Below are 20,347 nucleotides of genomic sequence, written 5' to 3' on the forward strand. Positions count from 1 at the left end.
AACAAACATGCTAGTTTAGCTATCTTATTAAATTGATAAGACGAAATATTAACTATGGCTGACAATAGCTTTAATGTTTTGTTTATTTTACTTGGCGATCAACACCCAACGACAACAGAGCCATTTTTATGGTACGCAACTAAGCTCTTTTGATGCGACCGCTTACGCTATATTATGTCAGTTTATCTCAGTAAACTGTGAGCATGATTTTAATCGTAAAGCCCGTAGTTATCCTAACTTAATGCGCTATTGTCAGCGTATCGAATAAGAATTTTATTAGCGGAGTGAGTGCTTTGAAACTTTCCAATCACTACCATAAATTAGGTAGTAGTTTTTACCAGCAAACCCAGCCATCAGCCGTAGCTAGGCCAGTATTATTACTGTGGAATGGACCTTTAGCACAAGAACTACAAATAGACTATTCTGCCCAGCAAGATAGCGAGTTACTGGCACAATACTTCTCGGGTAGTAAATTAATTGACGGCAGTAAACCGATAGCGCAAGCCTATTCAGGTCACCAGTTTGGTCATTTTAATCCGCAACTCGGTGATGGTCGTGCACACTTATTAGGTGATCTTAGTGATAAGCAAGGTCAGTATTGGGATGTACAATTAAAAGGCTCAGGTACCAGTTTCTTTTCTCGACAAGGTGATGGCCGTTGCGCGCTAGGACCAGCACTACGTGAATATATAATGAGTGAGGCGATGTTCGCCTTAGGTGTACCCACTACACGCTGTTTAGCCGTAGTCGCTACCGGTGAAGCGGTTTATCGAGAGCAAGCATTACCTGGCGCCGTGGTTACTCGTATTGCCACTAGTCATATTCGTGTTGGTACTTTTCAATATTTTTCTGCTCGTAATGATATTGAGTCCTTAAAGAAATTGACCAGTTATGCCATTGAACGCCACTTTCCCCAGCTTAAAGGCGTTGACGGTGAAGCACTATCTGGCGAGCAAGTAGTTGATTTCTTTGCGGCGGTAATCGCCAAACAAGTTACCTTGGTTGTATCATGGTTACGGGTTGGTTTTATTCACGGTGTGATGAATACTGATAATACCGCAATTTCAGGGGAAACCATTGATTACGGTCCTTGTGCCATGATGAACCATTATCACAGCGATACAGTGTTTAGCTCTATTGATAGAAATTCGCGTTATGCTTTTGGTAACCAAAGTAAAATAATGCAGTGGAATATGGCGCGTCTTGCCGATTGTTTGTTACCGCTGATTGATGAAGATGAGGACATTGCCTCAGCTAAGTTAGCGCCCTTGTTGCAGCAGTTTACCGATGACTTTAAGCAAGGATATTTTATCATGATGGCTAACAAGTTAGGCATCGCTGAGCTGGAAGACACCGATCATGAATTGATCAATGATTTGCTCGGCATCATGGCCGAGAAGAAATTAGATTACAGCCAGTCTTTTGTCACCTTGCGCGATAACTTAAACCAAGCAGAAGTAGATAACCTCCTTGCTCAGGAAAGTGTCGATGATGAAGCGGAACAAGACAAGTGGCAGCAATGGCTAAAACGTTGGTATGTAAGAATCGCCGCCGACGTAAACGGGGCTAAGGCGTTGATGGCAAAAACTAACCCACTAGTTATTCCAAGAAACCATCATGTTGAAGCTATTTTAGCGTCTAGCCAAGCTGCTTATCAAGAAAATGGTGACTTATCAGACTTAAATAACTTTCTAGCAGTAGTACAGCAACCTTATACACAATTAGATGATACTCACAATTATCAAGATGCACCCAGTGATGGTGATGAAAATTACCATACCTTCTGTGGTACTTAAGGCTCTTTATAAACGCTAGGTTACAAACCTAATAACTGCTTTAACTTATCAGCACCAGCGCGACTGGTGCTGAGTTCTGTTTTATTGTCATCATCCATGATCACCATTAACTTGCCATTAAACCAACGTTGAATCTCTTTAATTTTATCGATATTAATTAGGTAACTTCGATGAATACGTACGAACTCTGCTGACGCTAATGATTGCTCTAAGCAGTCGAGCTTTTCTGATAAGTAATGATGCTCTTTACCATCCCAAGCTAAGCAATTACCTTGAGATGATTTGATAAAGAGTAAGTCACTTGGTGATAATATGGTCATGCGCTCACCATTTTTACTGATTAAGCGTTTAATCGGTGCGTTATTATTGAGTATATAGTTTTGTTCTTGTTGGCTTTTATCTATCGGTAAGCCAGCCAAAAACTGTTTTTTTGCTTTATCTATAGCCGCTTTTAACCGTCCCAGAGGGAAGGGCTTTAACAGGTAATCAGTAGATGACTGTTCAAAGGCTTGTATGGCAAATTGATCATAAGCAGTGGTAAAAATGATCAGTGGTTTATAATCAAGTAAACTTAATAACTCCATGCCGCTAATTTCAGGCATTTGAATATCCAGTAACACTAAATCAGGTTTTTGGGCATTAATTAGCGCGACAGCTTCCTTGCCAGTGGTAGCAAAACCGACCACGTCGATATCTGCAATAAGACTTAACTGATGGGCGAGTTTATCTCTGGCAGGTTTTTCATCGTCAGCAAAAATAACGCGCATTTTATTTGGCATTTCCTTACCCGTTAATTTATTCATAGTGCCATCTCCACCAATACAGTCGCTCCTTTGCGATTAGGGGTTGTACCGTTAGTTAAAATGACTTTACCTTGTGGTAACTGCTGCATGCGCAGTTGCAAGTTTTTCATGCCAATGCCCTTACCATAACCTTTGGTTAACACGGCTTCACTAAAACCAGAGCCGTTATCACTGATCGATATTCTTAATATTTCATCTTTACGGTTAATGACTTTTTCTACTTTAATGGTGATTGCCAGTTCGATTTGCTGAGCATTGTGCTTTATGGCGTTTTCAACAATAGGTTGTAAAATAAGTGGCGGAACTTGGATATTTAACAGCTCTGCTGGAATATCAAAGTTAACGATAAGTCGGTCGCCAAAGCGCGCTTTTTCGATATTTAAATACTTATCTATAATGGCAATTTCTTGTTGTAGAGAGACACTATTATCTTCGCCTGTATCTAAGGAATAGCGAAGAATATCAGCCAATTCATGCAATACTTCATCGGCTAAATCAGGGTTAGAATGAATATAAGCTGAAATTGTATTTAAGCTATTGAACATAAAATGCGGATTTAATTGGTACCTTAAGGTTTGCAATTGTGCTTGTTTCCTTGCCTGTTTTTCCTGTGATATTTTGCCTCTACTTTCAATAAATCGCGCAATAAAATAAATGGGTGTACCCCACGTTAGTCCACCAAGGAGTAAAAAATTCCCCAACGAAAATGAATCATTGAAGCTTAGCTGTAATAATTTCTCTGTAATGAGTAAACCTAGGCTCAGCATTATTACGGTAATTATCCACTCAATAAAAGCATTTTCAATGCCTCTAGCTCTAATATTAAAAATGATATAAGCCGCCGCCCAAACAGGTAACCAATAAAAGCTAATAAACCAGATAGTTGTTGCGAGAAGAGTGCTTAATGAAATATCTGACATGCCAGATATAATAAGACCAGCAGTAAAAGTGAGATCAACAATAAGCAGAGCAAAAAAACTGTATTTAAAAAAGGGCTGACGCAACATATTCTTCTCTACTTTTTTGGTGAAATATTGAGTTGTTATCTTAATTCAGCTAATAAAATGTAGCTGAATATTTTAGATGTTTTTATAAAAATCAGCGTCAGCTTAACAAATTAAAAATAACTTATATTACTTATTTGTAAGGTGTTTTTGTTACTCGGTAATTGCTGCCCTGGCGTAGTACGCCACACTAAACTCAAACCCGCTAAGCTTTTTGCCGACCAATCTTTCTGGCTGCCAAAGCCAAATTGCTGCAATTGATTAAACGGAATTTCTACCGTTGTCCAAGTATCACTTGGCTGTAGTGTGGCAGAAAAGTGGTCCCAGTCTTGAACTTCGCTATGATAAACAGAAAGTCCAAACGGTACTTTGGATCCTTGGTAAGTTATTTTTACTCCCTTGAATTTCGAAGCGTCAATGGGCGTATCAAACATAACTTGCATACCAGCCCAGGCGCCAAAACCACCTGGTTTACCTAATTGAGTATCTATAGACAGCATATTATCTTGCTGCGCTAGTTTGGCGGTTGATTGACCGCCCATCATGGTATCGCTTATCGCCTGCCACTGAATTTCGCCACTAAAGTCATCAATAGTTTTTTTCGCTTTGTTGGCGATGACGGTTTCGACATTGCATGCGGCTCCTTGTGGTATTAGCTTTTTATTTTTGGCAATCAGATCTTTTCTATCAATTTTTATCCCTGATTTATACACTGCTTGGATATTACTTAACTGGCTAATGTCGTTAAGCGGGTTTTGTGCTAGTAAAATAAAACTTGCTTGAAATCCTACTTTTAATTGGCCTAGCTCTGCTGCATTAATTATTTTTGCCGCATCTATGGTCGCTGCATTTATTACTTGTGCATTCGTTAAGCCAGATTGACTCAGTGCTTGTAGTTCATTATGCAGACCGCTGCCATGTAAAGTATAAGGGTTGCCTGCATCAGAGCCTGTACCAATGATAATACCGGCTTGGGCAAGTATTCGAATATTTTGAAAAGAAACTTGCCGCTTTTGCCAAACGATATCTTGCCATTTTGATGGTTTTGCTACTTTATCAAATAAACAATGTTGCAGTTTATCTGGCACTGTCGCTAACAAAGTTTTGTTACTGCTAACTTGCTGATGTTTATATTCGGCACTGTGATTTTGAGTTACAGCGAGTGTTGGTATGTAAGCTACCTTGTGTTTAACCATTAAGGCGATAAACTCCTCATCAATTGCTTCGATATTAATACCATGGGCTAAGGCAGTTGCACCCGCTTTAATTGCTCTTTTGCCATCGACTAAGCTAGATACATGGACAAAGTAAGGCAGTCCAGCCGCTTTTGAACGTCGGCCAATTTCGGTTAGTTGCTTATCAGTTAACGAAGCGCCATGACCCCCAAAGGTTTCAATAACGGCTTTAGTTAGATGAGGCTTGCGCGCCATATGTTGTTGCCATAAATCATCAATAGCCGAAAAATTAGTGACTTCTAAGGCACTACCACCAAACTGTGTGCCATGACCACCAGGATTGGTAAATAATACCCCGGCGTAAAATAAGTTTGGCGAGGTCTGTTTAGCGATTAATTGGCTGGCCTCGTTAAGGGTACTATCAAAGGAAAACAGGTCGACAATACTGGTGATACCAAAATATAAGTTTGAATTAAAATGTGATGCTACTGGTAAGTATTGAAACTCTTTACCGTAGTTGCTACCAGATGCACCAAGGTGAACATGTAAATCAATTAAGCCAGGTAGGGCGAAGTTATTATGTGCATCAACAATATTATCTGCGTTTTTGCTGTTAGCTTGGCTGGTGGTTATTTCAATAATCTTGCCATCTTCAATATACAAAGTACTTGGCTGGCTAAAAGCGCTTTGCTCCGCTTGGTATAAGCGAACATTGTCTATACGTAGATCAATGGCTTGAACACTTAGGCTACTAATACAGTTAAGGCCAGCCAATAGATTGGTAATGGTCAGTGATGATTTTTTCATTCATTAATCCCTTATATTTTATTTATTATGCTGTGCTATATCGGTGCAGCACTTTTGTCATGATGGGATTAATTTAGCGCGTTAGCAGGGGCATGTCGGTCTACTTTCTTTGAACTGACATTATTTGCCTTTGAATCGACATAAAGACTGGTTTGATGATTTTAAATGGGCTGAACTAAGTATTTTTAGTTGATGCAAGGTATGATGAACAGATGAATAAGTGACTACCTTTAATGTGATAATACCCATGAGCAACCCGACATTCGGCCAGCAAGCGCCACCAATGACTCAGCAAGTCAGACAAATTAGCGAATTAGCGCCATCACTCAAAAAAATCTTTGGCTTTGATGGCTTTCGCCCAGGACAGGAGCAGACCATTACGCAATTGTTAAATGGTCAATCTTCTTTAGCTATTTTTCCAACTGGCTCAGGTAAGTCCTTGTGTTATCAATTAACGGCGTTGCATTTGCCACATTTAACCTTAGTGGTATCCCCATTATTAGCCTTGATGAAAGATCAACTGGCCTTTTTGGCGAGCAAAGGTATTAAGGCGGCAAGCATTGATTCGACCCTAAAGGGTAATGAAGCTCAAACCGTGATGGCAGGGGTGCGTGACGGTAATATCAAAGTTTTGATGGTGTCGGTTGAGCGTTTTAAAAACGAAAGATTTAGGCAATTTATTGAATCTGTACCTGTATCTATGTTGGTGGTTGATGAAGCACATTGTATTTCAGAGTGGGGCCATAACTTTAGACCTGACTATTTAAAGTTACCTAGCTACTGCCAAGCGTTAAAAATTCCCTTGGTGTTATTACTTACTGCCACGGCTACCCGTAAAGTAAAAATGGACATGGCCGCTAAGTTTGCTATACGAGACGAACATATTGTGCAGACGGGTTTTTATCGCGCAAATCTTGATTTAAGTGTTGTGCCAGTGCTTGAGGTAGAAAAAAATGGCCTATTAGCGCAAATTATCTCTCAACAAAGTACTCAGCAACAAGGCCCAGGTATTGTCTATGTAACCTTGCAACAGAGTGCTGAAAAAGTTGCGCAATATTTAACGCAACAAGGCATTAATGCCTGTGCCTATCATGCCGGTTTTGATAGTGATACTCGCAGTCAGATTCAGCAAGATTTTATGGCGGGTAAAATTCAAGTGATTGTCGCCACCATTGCCTTTGGTATGGGCATAGATAAAAGTGATATCCGCTTCGTTATTCATTATGACTTACCTAAATCTATTGAAAACTACAGTCAAGAAATCGGTCGAGCAGGACGAGATGGACAACCAGCACAATGTTTTACCTTGGCAAATCTGGATGGTTTGAATACGGTGGAAAATTTTGTTTATGGCGATACCCCGGAATTTAACGGTATTGAAATGCTGCTTAACAGTATCAAAGATGAAGTAATAACCAGTGCTTATGACAGCAAGTGGGAGCTGCAAATATTGCAACTGTCTAATGCCGTTAATATTAAACAATTACCGTTAAAAACCTTACTGGTTCAGTTAGAGCTAGCTGGCGTGATTGAACCACTTTATGCTTATTTTGCCGATTTTAAAATTAAGCTGTTAAAGCCGAAAGATGAAATACTTAATAGTTTTAATGAGCAACGTAAAGATTTTCTGCAACGTATTTTTAACGCCACCGAGTTTAAAAAAGTCTGGGGTAGTTTAAATTTTGATAGCTTGTTAAAAGATAAAAGTATTGAGCGTAATCGTGTTATTGCTGCCCTAGAATACTTGCAAGAGCAACAGTTGATAGTACTGGAAACTAAAGGTATGACCGAGGTCTTTAAAATTAACCTTAATGAGTTAGCCGATCCTAGCTTGTGCCAAACCTTAAGTGACTACTTTAAAGACAATGAAGAAAAAGAAATAAAACGCATCGCCGCCTTAGTACGTTTTTTTCAACTTGATACTTGCTTAACGGTAAATCTAGCACGTTATTTTGATGATGATTTTTTTGGCAGTAACCGCCTAGATGCTAATGGTGCTAATGGCTCTGGTGGCTCAGGCACAGTGCCACAATGTGGACATTGTAGTGTTTGTCGCGGAAAAGTTGCCGTGCTTGCGCGCTCTCAAGAAAATACGCCATGGCCGAGTGATGAGACATTAAAGCATGGCATGACTGAATTAGCAGAGCGTCTCAGCGGTAAAATCAACCAACCTTTATCACTGGAAAGTTACTGCCGCTTTTTTGCTGGCATGACAGTGCCATTATTTGGCCGCAATAAAGTCAGACAATTATCAGGGTTTGGACTTTGTCAGCAACAAAGGTATCAAGCTATACGTGATAAGTTGGCGAGTTTAGCTGATTAAATTTATTGAAATAAATATCGAGAACTAAATATCGAGAAATAAATTAACTGTAAGTAGATAATGAAAAAAGTGGCTAATACCAAACGGATTAATGAATTGACCAATTTAGAGCTGCATTAGCGAGTTAAGAACGAAAAAATGGATTAAACATAGTTATTCTATATTTTATTGATTTTTTGATGTTATTAGTTTGCTAATGAGCTCCTCAAGGGCGAGTTTAAAAGGCTTATAAGCGGCGTTATTGATTTTGACAAGGGAGTAACCATTCTCATCAATCAATGCCTTGCCTCTAAGCCTTTTAATTCTCGCTAAATGATCAATAAATTAGTCCGATTGGTATAAAATAGCCACTTTTTTATAGCTGTAATTTACCGTTAAATTTTTAAAGGTAAATGTTTAACAATAAATACTTAATAGTAAAACAGTAGCAATGTTTATTAAGGTCTAACTAGCTAACATTGCTACCATCTTGCCTCTTACTCCGGTGTTGGGTTTGCGCTACAGCGATTGTAAGTACATATGCTTCTCATTAATCTAACATCGCGTGAATTGATAACGCCATCTGCATTTAAATCAAATGATATAGGCAGTGCTTCACCACGGCGAATAGCCAGAGAAAAAGCGCGAATATCATTTCTATCGACATCGCCATCACCATCCATATCGCCAATGACAACATCGGGTACCTCGGGTTCAAAGAGTGCATTAGTAATTTCATAATCGTTACTAGTATCTTCTTCTGTCATCACAGCAACACCAGCACAATGTCCATTTTCATCAGTAATGGCGGCACGGCGGTTACCAAACCACTTCCAAGTTGAGGCACTGTCGTAAGTATCACCTTTGGCTAGTGTGGTAAAACCAAAACCTTCACTTAGTTCACCAGTAACATTATCAACACGATAAACCCGCACAGTGTGATCGCTGTTATTAACAAAGGAGAAGTCACTTTCAAAAGGTCCGACTAAATGCGGTGCTTTTAGCTCACAGCTACCAATGGTATTTGCTACAGGGATAACCTCTGGTGCAGCAGCACTCGCTACTATGGCTTCATTAACCGTAAAGCTACTAACTTCATTGTTTAATACGCCAACACTTAAACAATTTAAGCTAGTATCGGTAACCATTAAGCGGCGATCACCATACCAAACATCGTTACTGTAACTTGCCCCTGGTGCTAATATACCGTAACCATGAGTAAAGTCATTGGCACCACTGGTGGTGATGATTTTACCGCTAGTATTATCAATTCTGAATAAACGCACTGGCGTATCAGAGGTATTGGTAATGGTAAATTGATGTGATTCGTTCATGATTAAATGAGCTTGTGCTAATTCACAACTGCCCATTTGGTTTAATTCAGGAATGGTCTCAACAACGACATCTTTAACCAAGTCTTCATCGATAGTGAAAGTATTGTCATCTGCTGCCATTACCGCAACACCTAAACAGTTCATGTTGTTATCGCTTAACATCATGCGATCGCCTACCGTCCAACTGGCTGAGGTGTAAGTATCACCCTGGTTTAAGGTTTTATAGTTTTTGCCAAAGTTAGTTTTACCGGTAGTACTATTTACCCAGAATAGTGAAACTGGCGTATCGGTAGTATTAGTAAAGGTAAAGTTAGTTTTACTGGCATCATAATAACGCGGATATTGCTGGACTAAGTCACAGCTGCCAATGGTATCAGCTGCCGGAATTTGTGCAGCGATTGGCGCCACTGTTTCAGAGTTTGCTAGTACAAATGCTGGAAAGCCTGAAGCTGTGCGCAGTACTACCTCTTTAAGTGTAGCGACATAAGCATTGTTATTGCCTGATTGTAAGGCGGTAACTAAAAGGTTTAAATCATCTTTATGCTGCTCACCTAAATAACGCATGGCAAAATAACCCCATTGATATAAGTTATCGTACTCATAACTCATAAATAGGATGTTATATAAAGGGGGAATGGTTTCACCTTTTAGGGTATTTAAGGTACGGGGATGTTCTTTACCCATGGCCATATATTCAGCCAAGCCTTCAGACCAAGCGACGTTATAGTCAAATGAACCGTATGAGCCTGATTTTATATAACGACCGTCAAGGTAGTGGGTAAATTCATGTCTTAAGTTATAAATTTGATCTTCATATTGGCATGAACCACCTACCCAAGAGTCAGGGCATTGCATGGCAATAAAGCGTGCTTGGTTACCTTGCGCTGTTGGTGTGCCTTCTAAATACATACCGCCATTATCAGTACTGATACCAAAAAATTCGCCAGCATATTTTTCATAATCGTCCGGACTAGCAAAGGCAATCACTTCAATGTGTTCATTCAAATCGCCAGCAACAGGCGTGCCGGCAGTATTAAAGAAAGCATGAAATTCACTTTCTTGTCGTGCCATATCTGCACATGACTGAGCCAGTGTTGCTTGGCTGATTGAGCCTTGTGCGCGTATAGTAATGTTGTCAGTACAAGCATGGTTAACCGTTAAAATATCTGCTACTTTAGGCGGCACAATACAGCTACCAAATAAGGCATCACCCGCTTCACAACTACGTCCGGCATTCTCTAAGTAGTTTTTAGTAACAATAATACTGGCGGTTTCTACTGAGATATCAGCGATTACTTTACCGTGCGCCTCTAAAATAGTGCTATCAAAACGGGCTTTCGCTTCATCGGTAGCAATAGTTGAAATTTTACCCATAGCATTAAACGAATGCGGCAGTATCCATTTTCTGTCATCTTCAGTAGACCAGCGCATATCAAGGGATGTTTCACCTAAAAATACAAATGAGCGCATCACCGATAATACCTCTAACATATTGTCGTTATAGGCGGCTTTAACTGGGGCATCACCATAATAGGCGGCAGAAGCAATAGTACCCATTAATGCCATGGTGGTATCGCCGGCATTACTTAGTGAGAATGGCTTGCTTTGCTCAGAGTAATATTGAATAAGACCTAATAAATGCGGTAAATGATCTTTAAAATGTACCGCGCCCGAGTAGCGCTGTAAGTTTGTTAATGCATAAGCATAACCTTCTTGTATGACACTGCCCGCAGGGCTGACAAAATTGCTCATTTGAGTAACCGCTAATAATGCGGTACTTAAATCTTCAGCTTCTGAGTCCGTCATCTGCTCAGCATAATATTTATAAGTGGCTAAAAAGTATAATAACTGGTTTAAATCCGGATCGGTTAAATCATCTGCTTCGCTTAGATAATGAAGGGCTTGAGATACATCTGTTATTGGGTCGTTCACAGCGCCGGCAATGGTTTTAAAACCATTATAATCTGAGGCTAAAATTTCAGCAATGCTAGCGCCATATTGTGCTTTAGAGCTAATAAGTGCCGCAGGTACGTTAACAAATGTACTGGTAGGATAAATAATATAATCACCCATAGGCTCAGGTGGCTCTGGAATATCACCACCGCTAATGTTAACAATTAAACTGGTTTGTTGAATGTTGCCGCCAATGTGGAAGTAACGTTTACCAGCATGGGAGACAAATGAAATACTTTCATCGTTGGTATCAGGGTTGCTACTACTCGCTTCAACATCGCCGTCTCCCCACCAAGTACCCGGGTAAAGGGTTATATCAGCATCAGAGCCAGTAAAAGTACCACCCGAAGTAGTAATGGTTACCTCGCTATTATCGTAAGGCACAGTGACATATAAGTAATGGCCATAATCGGTAATACAATGCATTTCGTTAGCAGGAACTTCGCCTTGACGAGGTAGTGTTTTCTCGCCACACATGTCAGCAGCTTGGACATTAGCGATATTCATCGACAGTAATAGTGCGCTAGCAAGTAGCGACTTTTTAGGTAATATTTTCATTGTGAGACCGTTGCAAGTTTGTTGAATTTATAATTATTTTGATAGGTAAACATCGCCGTACTGAGTAAGTTGTCTAGACAACTTACTCAGTTAACTCAATGCATCCATTTATTGTTTTTTTTATTAACTTAGAGGTTTACGTGATTATTTACTTAGCTTTACGACGGCTGCTAACTAAAGCAAAACCAGCTAACATCATCATAAATACAGCACTGGGCTCAGATACCGCAACAGCAGAACTCACATTAACTGAACTTGCACCAGAAAAAGCTATAGTATAATCATCAAATGCTGACGGGTTAAAGAAGTTAGCTATTGAGAAGTCAGTGAAGCCTTCAGAACCCGCAATTAAATTAAAGCTTGCTAGGACAAAGTCACCTGCTGCCCTTATTGAAAAATCATCGGTAAAAAAGTTAAATGCTAAACCAAAATCTTCGGCAGATACTTCTAAGCCATTAAAATTGATATTATCATCGGCTAAAGTCAAGCCACTACTCAATGAGCTTGCATCATAAGAGACAACAGAATTGTCAAAATTGAAGTCAAACCAGAACATATCTGTCTCGTCAAAATTACTGGCACTAATAGTCACCAATACTGATTCGCCTACTGAAACCTCATCAGCAGAAATATCTATAGTTAGTAAACCAGCATTTGCATTAAAGCCGATAAGTAAAGTAAGCATTGCAATAAATTTTTTCATGGTCTTTCCTTTTATTATTTTAGTTATTTTTATGAAGTGTTATTAATAAATTTTATTCATTATTTTAAAATAAGCCAGACTCGCGACTGGCTGCTTTGTATTTTTTAGAGGTATTTTTATTTTATGATTTTATTTTGTAATTACTGAACTGGGCGACAGCCCTGAGTATCAAAATCAATCACTATAGTAGCGCCTGAACTGGCACCAGTAAGCTCAATGTAGCTCCAGTAATCCATTTCTGGCGTTAACTCAAGGTAGATACAAGCTTGGTTATTGGCTTCAGTAGAAGAGGCATCAAAACTGGAGTTATTAAGGTTTACCCAACCGCTATTACGGTAATACAGTGATATATCACCTCCGCCATGGGCGACAGTAATGGCGATACTTTTATGATTGTTAATTTCAGGAACTGAGAAGCTTTGACGGCTGTCAGCACCTAAACAGGTAACACTGCCCGCTGCTAATGTGCCATCAGTAAAGGCCGGCTGATTTGTACAGCTATCTAACAATGCGCCGTAATTAACATTAAGGGCAATAGTGTCAGTTGCTGTCATACCATCATTATCAGTAACCGTTAGTACTACGCTGTAGCTACCAACTTGCTGGTAAGCATGGCTTGGATTTGCTTGGCTACTGGTAGCGCCGTCACCAAAATTCCAGGCATAGCTAACAATGCGTCCGTAATTATCATTTGAACCAGCACTGCTAAAGGCAATACTTGCAAATTGTTCAACGTTATCATTGCTCGAAGCCATTGCTGTAGGTGGCTCTGGCGGCGGAGCTATGGTGCTACAGCGGTTATAAGAACAAATACTTCTCATCGCGCGCACGTCACGTGAGTTAACCACACCATCACCATTAATATCGAAAGCTAGGTCTAATTGCTCACCACGACGAATTGCTAATGATAAAGCACGCATATCATCTCTATCAACATCGCCATCGCCATCCATATCACCCGCTGGATTGATGATTACTGTCGCAGTAGCGGTAGCAGTAGCGCCATCGTTATCGGTAACCGTTAAGCTAATGTTATATTGACCCGCTTGTGCGTAGTTATGCTGAGGATTTTCTAAGTCACTAGTATTACCGTCACCTAAGTTCCACAAGTAACTAACAATGTAACCATCTTCATCCATTGAACCAGCACTACTCAACGTTAAGGCATTACCGGTAAAGCCGGTATAACTTGCACCTGCTTGCGCAATGGGCAACTCGTTAGGCATTGAATGGTCGGCATCATCTCTAATGTCGTAATACGCTTTGAAAGTAACGTCACTGTAAGCATCAAAAGGGTCAATCATGACATTAAAAATACCGCCTTGGTTAAATTGACAGCTTTCTAATGCACCTGGACCTTCCCAAGGGCGACAAGTAAAGGACTCAATGGATACCGCTTTGTTGTGACTGACATGTAAATCTGGATCGCCACTTGAGCCAGCAACAATTTCAATCACTACCAAAGATGCTGCCGTTGGTACGCTGAATTTATAACTGCGTGGCTCACTACCTTTAGCCGCAGATAAACCAATTTCTTCGGTTAAATAAACACGGCTACAACCATCACATAACACCGCATCATTAGGGTTATATAAAGTGATATCAACAACCGTATTAGTCGTGCTACTCACACCCATATCATCAGTCACCGTTAAGCTGGCATGGTACTGACCTAGTTGGTTATAAACATAAACAGGGTTTGTTTCTGTGCTGTTATCGCCATTACCAAAGTCCCAAAGGTAGCTAACAATACTGCCATCTACATCTGTTGAAGAGTCACCGTTAAAGTGCACTTCATGGTCAAGCATTGCTTGGTAGTTAGGGTTAGTATTGGCAAAAGGTGGCTGATTGCTATCATCACTTGTTTCATAATAAACATGTAATTCGCCATCCCAATATTCAGCAAAGGGGTCGATTAAGATATTAAAGGTACCGCCTTGAGCAAACTCACAGTACTCGGCTAATTTAGCGGCGCTAAAGGGCTTACAATCGGCAGTATTCATATCTACCGGTTTATTGCGACTGATATACATATCAGGATCGCCGCCATAAGCACCAGCAAAAACGATAACCACTTTTTCCGCGCTATCAGGGATAGTAAATTGATATTTTTTCGGCGCTACACCCGCAGCAGACCATATGCCAGCTTGCTTAATAACGTGGTAACGTTTATTACCTGCGGCTAATAAAGGATCTTCAACCGCTAATACTTGCAAGTTAGCTTGCTCATATTCGCTAAAGGCATGCACAGTGGCATAATAAGTTTCATTAGCCTTAGGACCTAAAACACCAATAAACTCTGGCGTTGCTGCAGATAAAAATGATATGTAATCCGCTTGCCAGCTGCCGTCGGCTAAGAGTCTCGATTCTTGACCTGCCGATACGTACATATCAGGGTCTTGCTCATAACCCGATAAGTAAAATGCCAAAGCTTGTGTGCCAACAGGTGCATCAATGACAAAAGTATCGATGGCATCTTTTTCTGCTGATAAGTTATCAAAGCTAGCGATAAGCTCACCAACTGGACCATTATCAGTACCTGAAATACCATCCCACGGATGATCGGCATTGCTGGTGTAAGCTGTTAAACCGGTAGCAATAAGGTTGTCATTTGACCAAAGTGTTGCCCGTGCATCGCCATGTAAAGCAGCGGTCATACGCGCTACTTGCCCTTGAGTAAACATGGCATAGTTGCTGGTATAGTGCATGAAGTTTTCGGTGTTGGTCGGCTGACCAAGACAGTTTGGTGAGTTTTCATACATGTCAGTTGATAACGACATTTGCGGAGTATCACAGCTTCTATCGCCGGTTAAAGCACAAAAGGTTTCGTTTGCTAATGAACAGCTATTACCGGCAAAGGTATGTGGTAGATTCAACCAATGGCCAAACTCATGGGTTAATACCGAACGGAAATTTTCATCAGTATTATCACCAACATACCAACCGTTATAAACCACACGAGAAGTGTTGGCTTGGCTCATCGCTATATCAGGATACCAAGCAACGCCTGAGTTATTGCTTGAACCATCATCATACAAGTCGTTCATAATATAAACGTTCATGTACTTAAAGTTATCCCAAGCATCCCCAGCAATGGCAGTATCTGCACCGCTGCCATTACCATAACCTGCTTGCTCACGGCCGTAACGTACAATACCTGTGGTGTCAGCACCCGTTGGAGATTTCTTCGCTAAAAAAAACTCAATATTTAAGTTGTCACGAATGGCTTGAAACTGTGGGGCAATGGGACCGTCTTGAGTATTGGTACCGAGAAAATCTTCATTAAGACGTTGTAGGGCATCAATAATTTTTGCATCTGTTAAGCAGCTTTGTGCCGCATCATCACAGGTAAAATCTGCACCGTAAACATGAAAAACTACCGGAATATAATAACGTCCCGCTACACCATTGTCGGCTACCGCTGCAGCTAAGCTGCTGGTTCTAGCCAAAAGACTGCTTGCTAAAGATCGACTCGATAGCGATTTAATGGCCTTGCTCGATGACAAGGTAAATTGTTTAAGCTCTTTGTTTAATTTTTTTTGTAATTTATGCCAGTCTTGGCCGTTATCATCAATGGCACAAACTTGGTTTGCCGCACTAACACTCGACGGATGAACATTGCGACTTTTCCGTAAACTTTTTGCTAGGGTCTTGCCCTTAACAAGTGTTTTTTGTTTTGCAGACGTCGACTGTTTACTTGTTGGTATTTTTAATTCTTTAGCAAAGCCATTATCAGACGTTTGCTTTCCCGCTACAGCAGTTAGTGATGCACATAACATCATTAACATAGACAGACTCATTATTTTATTGTTGATGAGAGTCATTTTCTATCCTTGGTTATTATTATATTTTTATCTGATAGCCAGTTACTTATCTTATCCCTAAGTTACAAATTCACTATAAAAGCACTGTTTATCAAAGCTTTGTTGTTTTTTATTTATTAACTTGCTACAAAATTTTTAAAAAAGCCTAAAGGTTATAAAGTAATCGTATATTGTAGCGAAAATCATCATAAACAATATTAGATATATTGTATATCTTATATTCCCCGTGTTTTTTACAAAATTTACATTTTTATAACGCTTAAATAGCCGCTAATAAAAAGGCAAGGCGTGCTAATGGCGGCGTGAAGAGGAAAACCTAAAGAAAAACTATGCTGTTCAAACAGAGAAAAATATGAATAGATCAATAAGTTCTAACTATATTGTTAAAAGATGTAACCAAGCGGTGTCCTAGGGTTGCATTAATGTAGTAAATAGTAATAATAACAATTCCCATTTCTATTTAGTCTTTTTAACATGAACTTATCCATTGTAAACCTTGCTGTAACAACAGCTTTATCGGCAGCAATAGCTGTCAGCCCTGTCTTTGCCCAATCAGCAGCTGCGTCTGATAATATTGAAAGAATAGTTGTTACCGCTTCTCCCTTTGAGCAAAAATTATCAGATACGGCAAACTCTGTTTTTATCGTTTCTCAAGAAGATTTAGCCTTACAAAAAACCGTTGCCCGAAATTTAAGTGAAATCATTTCAAATTTAGTGCCGGGCTTTTCGCCAAGTACTGAAACTATGTCGACCTTTGGACAAAACTTCCGTGGTGGCAAAGCTATTGTCATGATTGACGGCGTGTTAATTTCAACAACTTTACGTGCTGGTGGCCGTGATTTACAATCAATTTCAGTTGATGCTATCCAAAGCATTGAAGTCATTAAAGGTGCTAGTGCTATGTATGGTAACGGTGAAGCTGGCGCTATCATCAATATTATTACTAAAAAATCGACTGCCAATGTTGAAATGCAAACTACCATTGGCGCTGAAGCGTTTGCCAGTGAATTATCTGATACTGGCTACAGTTTCTCACAAACCGTCTCGGGTACCAGTGAGTCAGATATTGGCTTTATGCTAAACCTAGCAGGTAAAGATCGTGGTAATTTATATGATGCTGATGGTAATCGTTTACCCGGTGCTCCTAATAGCCAAGGCGGCATGGGTGATGCAGACGAGTACGATATTTTATTTAAACTCGATAAAGAAATGAGCAACTCGCGTGTCGCCTTTCTTGCCCATCATTATAAAATCGTTAATAATCTGCAATATAAGCGCAGTGTTAATGAAGATAATGGCATGGTGGAAATTGATGAAACTAGCCCGTATCAAGGTCCAAATCCATCAACTAAATTAACCAGTTTTCAAGTAACCTATGAGCATGATGATTTTTTTGGTCAGCAACTGAGCCTTTCAGCTTATAAAAGTGATGTCAATGTTGGCTATGAATCAGGCTCAGAAATTGTTTCAGAGCGAGCTGGTTTTAAAGCCGCATTACAATGGCACATTACCGATGAACAACGCTTAGTTTATGGTTTTGAATATGGTACCGACAACACAGAACAAGGTCGTATACGTGAGGTCATTGTTGGTCAAAGAGATGCTGGGGAGCCGATACTTGAGTCGCAATATATTTGCTCAGTATGTGATTTAACTGAAACCAAGTTAAGTCCATTTGCCCAATATTGGCAGCAATTAGGTGATGATTTAACCTTGCAAGCAGGTCTGCGGTACGAAAATTTTGAAATTGAAGTACCAGATTATCAGCGCTATAAAAAAGGTGTCATTACGGCAAAACAGGGCGACACCTTAAAATATCATAAACCATTAGTTAACTTAGGCGCGGTTTATAGTGTTACCGATAGTAGCGATATTTTTGCCAGTTTCTCACAAGGTTATTCACATGGCGATATGCGTATGTTACGTGATATGCCGGTAGATACAGTGGCCGAATTTGCTAATAAAATTCCGGCGACACAAACTAATTACTTTGAGACTGGTTTGCGTTTTGGCGATCATAATCTGCAAGCAAGTTTTGCCATCTTCTACTCCGATATCTCAGACAGCTATGGCTACGACTACAATGTTGCCGCTGAAACCGATAAACGTGTTGCCGCAGTGATTGTTGCCGATGAAGAAATTTGGGGCTATGAAGTAACCGCAGATTACTTTGTTACTAAAGGCTTTAAATTAGGTGGCGCTTTGTCACAGTCTGAAGGTAAGCGGACCAATGGCAGTACAGGTGAAGAGTACTGGTTAAATGATACTAAAATAACGCCAGTAAAAGTGTCACTTTATGCCAATTATCAATTTAATGAAATTGCCGCCTTACGTTTACAAGCCAATTATGTTGGCGACCGTGAAAAGAATGCTGCAGAAGGGCCAGAGGGTTATAGCTACTACGAGTCACCTTATGATGGTTACACCCTGGTTGATCTAATTGCTACTTTTAACACCAAACTTGGTCGCATTTCCTTAGGTATTGATAACTTACTTAATGAAGATTACCAACCACTGGTCTCACAAATGAACAAAGAAGTGGTTTGGCAAACATATAGGAACCAATTCAAAGGTTACGGCCGTCGCATCGCCCTTGAATACAGCATTAGCTACTAGCTATAGGCAAATATTAAGCGAGTGAGTGAATACTTGAGCTAACTGGTATATTAGATAAAATTAAAGGCTTAAGGTTAATTAACTTTAAGCCTTTTTTATTAGCCTTCATGGGGTAGAATGGGGCCCGTTCACCGAATTATCCGTTTGGTATAACTCTGCCTCTTACCTTTTCGAGTACCCTAGTAAATGTTTACCACCATTAAAAATTCAGTACCAATGAGTGTTTGGTATATGTTGATCTCAGCTTTTGGTTTCGCCTTAATGGCCGCCTGTGTAAAAGAAGTCAGTGGCTTAGGTATTCCTGTGTTAGAAATTGTTGCCGCACGCGCCATCGTTTCAGGCATGATTAGTTACGCTGATATTAAGCGTAAAAAGATCTCCCTGTGGGGGAATAATAAAACCCTGCTGATTGCCCGCGGTACTGTGGGAACGTTTGCGCTAATGTTTGTTTATTATGCGGTAACAACTTTGCCCTTGGCAGAAGCGACGGTATTACAATATTTGCATCCAGTGTTTACCGCTATGCTGGCATTGTTTTTTTTGAAAGAAATCATCCAGCGCTCAACCATAGCCTGCATCGTTATGAGCTTGATTGGCTTAGTTATTATGATTCAGCCAAATTTGCAAATAGACAGCGGATTTCAATATCCATGGCTAAGTATTGGCGCGGGGGTACTTGGTGCTTTTGGCAGTGCGGTGGCATATATTATAATTAAAAAGCTGACCAAAACAGATGACAGCTCGGTCATTATTTTTTATTTCCCGCTGATAGCCTTGCCTATCTCAATTGTTATGTTAGGTGACGATTTTGTTGTGCCGAGTTTAGCAGCAACGGGTTTACTGATTTTAATCGGCATATTCACCCAAGTAGGGCAGGTGGGCTTAACAAAAGCACTACACTGCGCCGATGCTAACAAGGCAACCGCTTATGCCTACGTGCAGGTACTGTTTTCAGTCTTTATCGGTTGGGCGTATTTTAGTGAAGTACCAGTGGCCACCACTATCATGGGCGGTACTTTCATTATGTTCGGCGCGTTAATTAATGTCTTGTGGAAGCGCTAATGATGCCATTGCTATTAGGTAATGAGTATTAGCTAAGCTGGCTTAGTTACATCGGCGGGGGCGTTGTGGAGGTTTAGTGGACGGTTGCGCCGTTTTGACGAAAACCGCGCTAAAGCTAGTCCTTAGCCGTAAAAATAGCCTGCTTATTTTGGCTCCAACCACCAATGGCAACAACTTTACCACCGACTTTTCAGACATGTGAGTTGCCCCATTGCCTTACCTAGCTAGTTGCGGCTAAAGAACCATAAAACTTATTGAACTTATCGTAATTCATCAGACCCGCCTTGCCTCATAGTCATATCAAGGCGCCTACAAGCGGCTGATAATAGTTTACTAATACCAATTGCATTAATTAAGTTCCCACTTTTATCCAGTCTCGATCACACAATTCCATTACTCTCGACACATCA

General features: G+C 40.2%; 11 protein-coding genes. 5 read left to right on the forward strand and 6 right to left on the reverse strand.

Going from position 1 to position 20,347, the window contains the following annotated elements:
• Nucleotides 1-73 precede the first annotated feature (73 nt).
• Both MTCD1_RS22660 and MTCD1_RS01550 read left to right on the forward strand, forming a co-directional pair.
• The gene (locus MTCD1_RS22660) at nt 74-268 is read left to right on the forward strand and encodes a glutathione S-transferase C-terminal domain-containing protein (protein WP_057182169.1); all 195 of its coding nucleotides are present in this window, start codon (nt 74-76) and stop codon (nt 266-268) included.
• A 16-nt stretch (nt 269-284) separates the two neighbouring features.
• On the forward strand, nt 285-1,796 hold the full coding sequence (locus MTCD1_RS01550; protein ID WP_438819271.1) for a protein adenylyltransferase SelO: 1,512 nt from the start codon (nt 285-287) through the stop codon (nt 1,794-1,796).
• A gap of 20 nt (nt 1,797-1,816) precedes the next feature.
• Here MTCD1_RS01550 and MTCD1_RS01555 read toward each other — a convergent pair whose 3' ends face one another.
• The 3 genes from MTCD1_RS01555 to MTCD1_RS01565 all read right to left on the reverse strand — a co-directional run bounded on the left by MTCD1_RS01555 (nt 1,817) and on the right by MTCD1_RS01565 (nt 5,585).
• Nucleotides 1,817-2,599 (reverse strand): LytR/AlgR family response regulator transcription factor, encoded by a 783-nt coding sequence (locus tag MTCD1_RS01555; protein ID WP_057182166.1) that lies wholly within the window; start codon nt 2,597-2,599, stop codon nt 1,817-1,819.
• Nucleotides 2,596-3,606, reverse strand: coding sequence for a sensor histidine kinase (locus MTCD1_RS01560; protein WP_057182164.1), 1,011 nt, complete (start codon nt 3,604-3,606; stop codon nt 2,596-2,598). Before MTCD1_RS01560 ends, MTCD1_RS01555 begins: the two co-directional genes overlap by 4 nt.
• Before the next feature lie 110 nt (nt 3,607-3,716).
• Nucleotides 3,717-5,585, reverse strand: coding sequence for a CIA30 family protein (locus MTCD1_RS01565; RefSeq protein WP_057182161.1), 1,869 nt, complete (start codon nt 5,583-5,585; stop codon nt 3,717-3,719).
• Between the two features lie 283 nt (nt 5,586-5,868).
• Here MTCD1_RS01565 and MTCD1_RS01570 point away from each other — a divergent pair, with 283 nt between their 5' ends.
• Nucleotides 5,869-7,908, forward strand: coding sequence for a RecQ family ATP-dependent DNA helicase (locus tag MTCD1_RS01570; RefSeq protein WP_057182671.1), 2,040 nt, complete (start codon nt 5,869-5,871; stop codon nt 7,906-7,908).
• 476 nt (nt 7,909-8,384) lie between these two features.
• On the opposite strand, the gene MTCD1_RS01575 is transcribed toward MTCD1_RS01570, so the two are convergent.
• The 3 genes from MTCD1_RS01575 to MTCD1_RS01585 form a co-directional block, all read right to left on the reverse strand.
• Nucleotides 8,385-11,732, reverse strand: a complete 3,348-nt coding sequence (locus MTCD1_RS01575; protein ID WP_057182157.1) for a collagenase — start codon at nt 11,730-11,732, stop codon at nt 8,385-8,387.
• 148 nt (nt 11,733-11,880) lie between these two features.
• The gene (locus MTCD1_RS01580) at nt 11,881-12,435 is read right to left on the reverse strand and encodes a PEP-CTERM sorting domain-containing protein (RefSeq protein ID WP_057182154.1); all 555 of its coding nucleotides are present in this window, start codon (nt 12,433-12,435) and stop codon (nt 11,881-11,883) included.
• A gap of 140 nt (nt 12,436-12,575) precedes the next feature.
• Nucleotides 12,576-16,259 (reverse strand): PKD domain-containing protein, encoded by a 3,684-nt coding sequence (locus tag MTCD1_RS01585; RefSeq protein WP_057182151.1) that lies wholly within the window; start codon nt 16,257-16,259, stop codon nt 12,576-12,578.
• Between the two features lie 474 nt (nt 16,260-16,733).
• On the opposite strand from MTCD1_RS01585, the gene MTCD1_RS01590 reads away from it, so the two are divergent.
• Nucleotides 16,734-18,875, forward strand: coding sequence for a TonB-dependent receptor (locus tag MTCD1_RS01590; protein WP_057182149.1), 2,142 nt, complete (start codon nt 16,734-16,736; stop codon nt 18,873-18,875).
• A gap of 186 nt (nt 18,876-19,061) precedes the next feature.
• Nucleotides 19,062-19,937: a DMT family transporter gene (locus MTCD1_RS01595; protein WP_057182146.1), complete on the forward strand. Its 876-nt coding sequence runs from the start codon at nt 19,062-19,064 to the stop codon at nt 19,935-19,937.
• Nucleotides 19,938-20,347: the final 410 nt, after the last annotated feature.

The organism is Colwellia marinimaniae, assembly GCF_002207865.1.
Classification (GTDB): Bacteria; Pseudomonadota; Gammaproteobacteria; order Enterobacterales; family Alteromonadaceae; genus Colwellia; species Colwellia marinimaniae.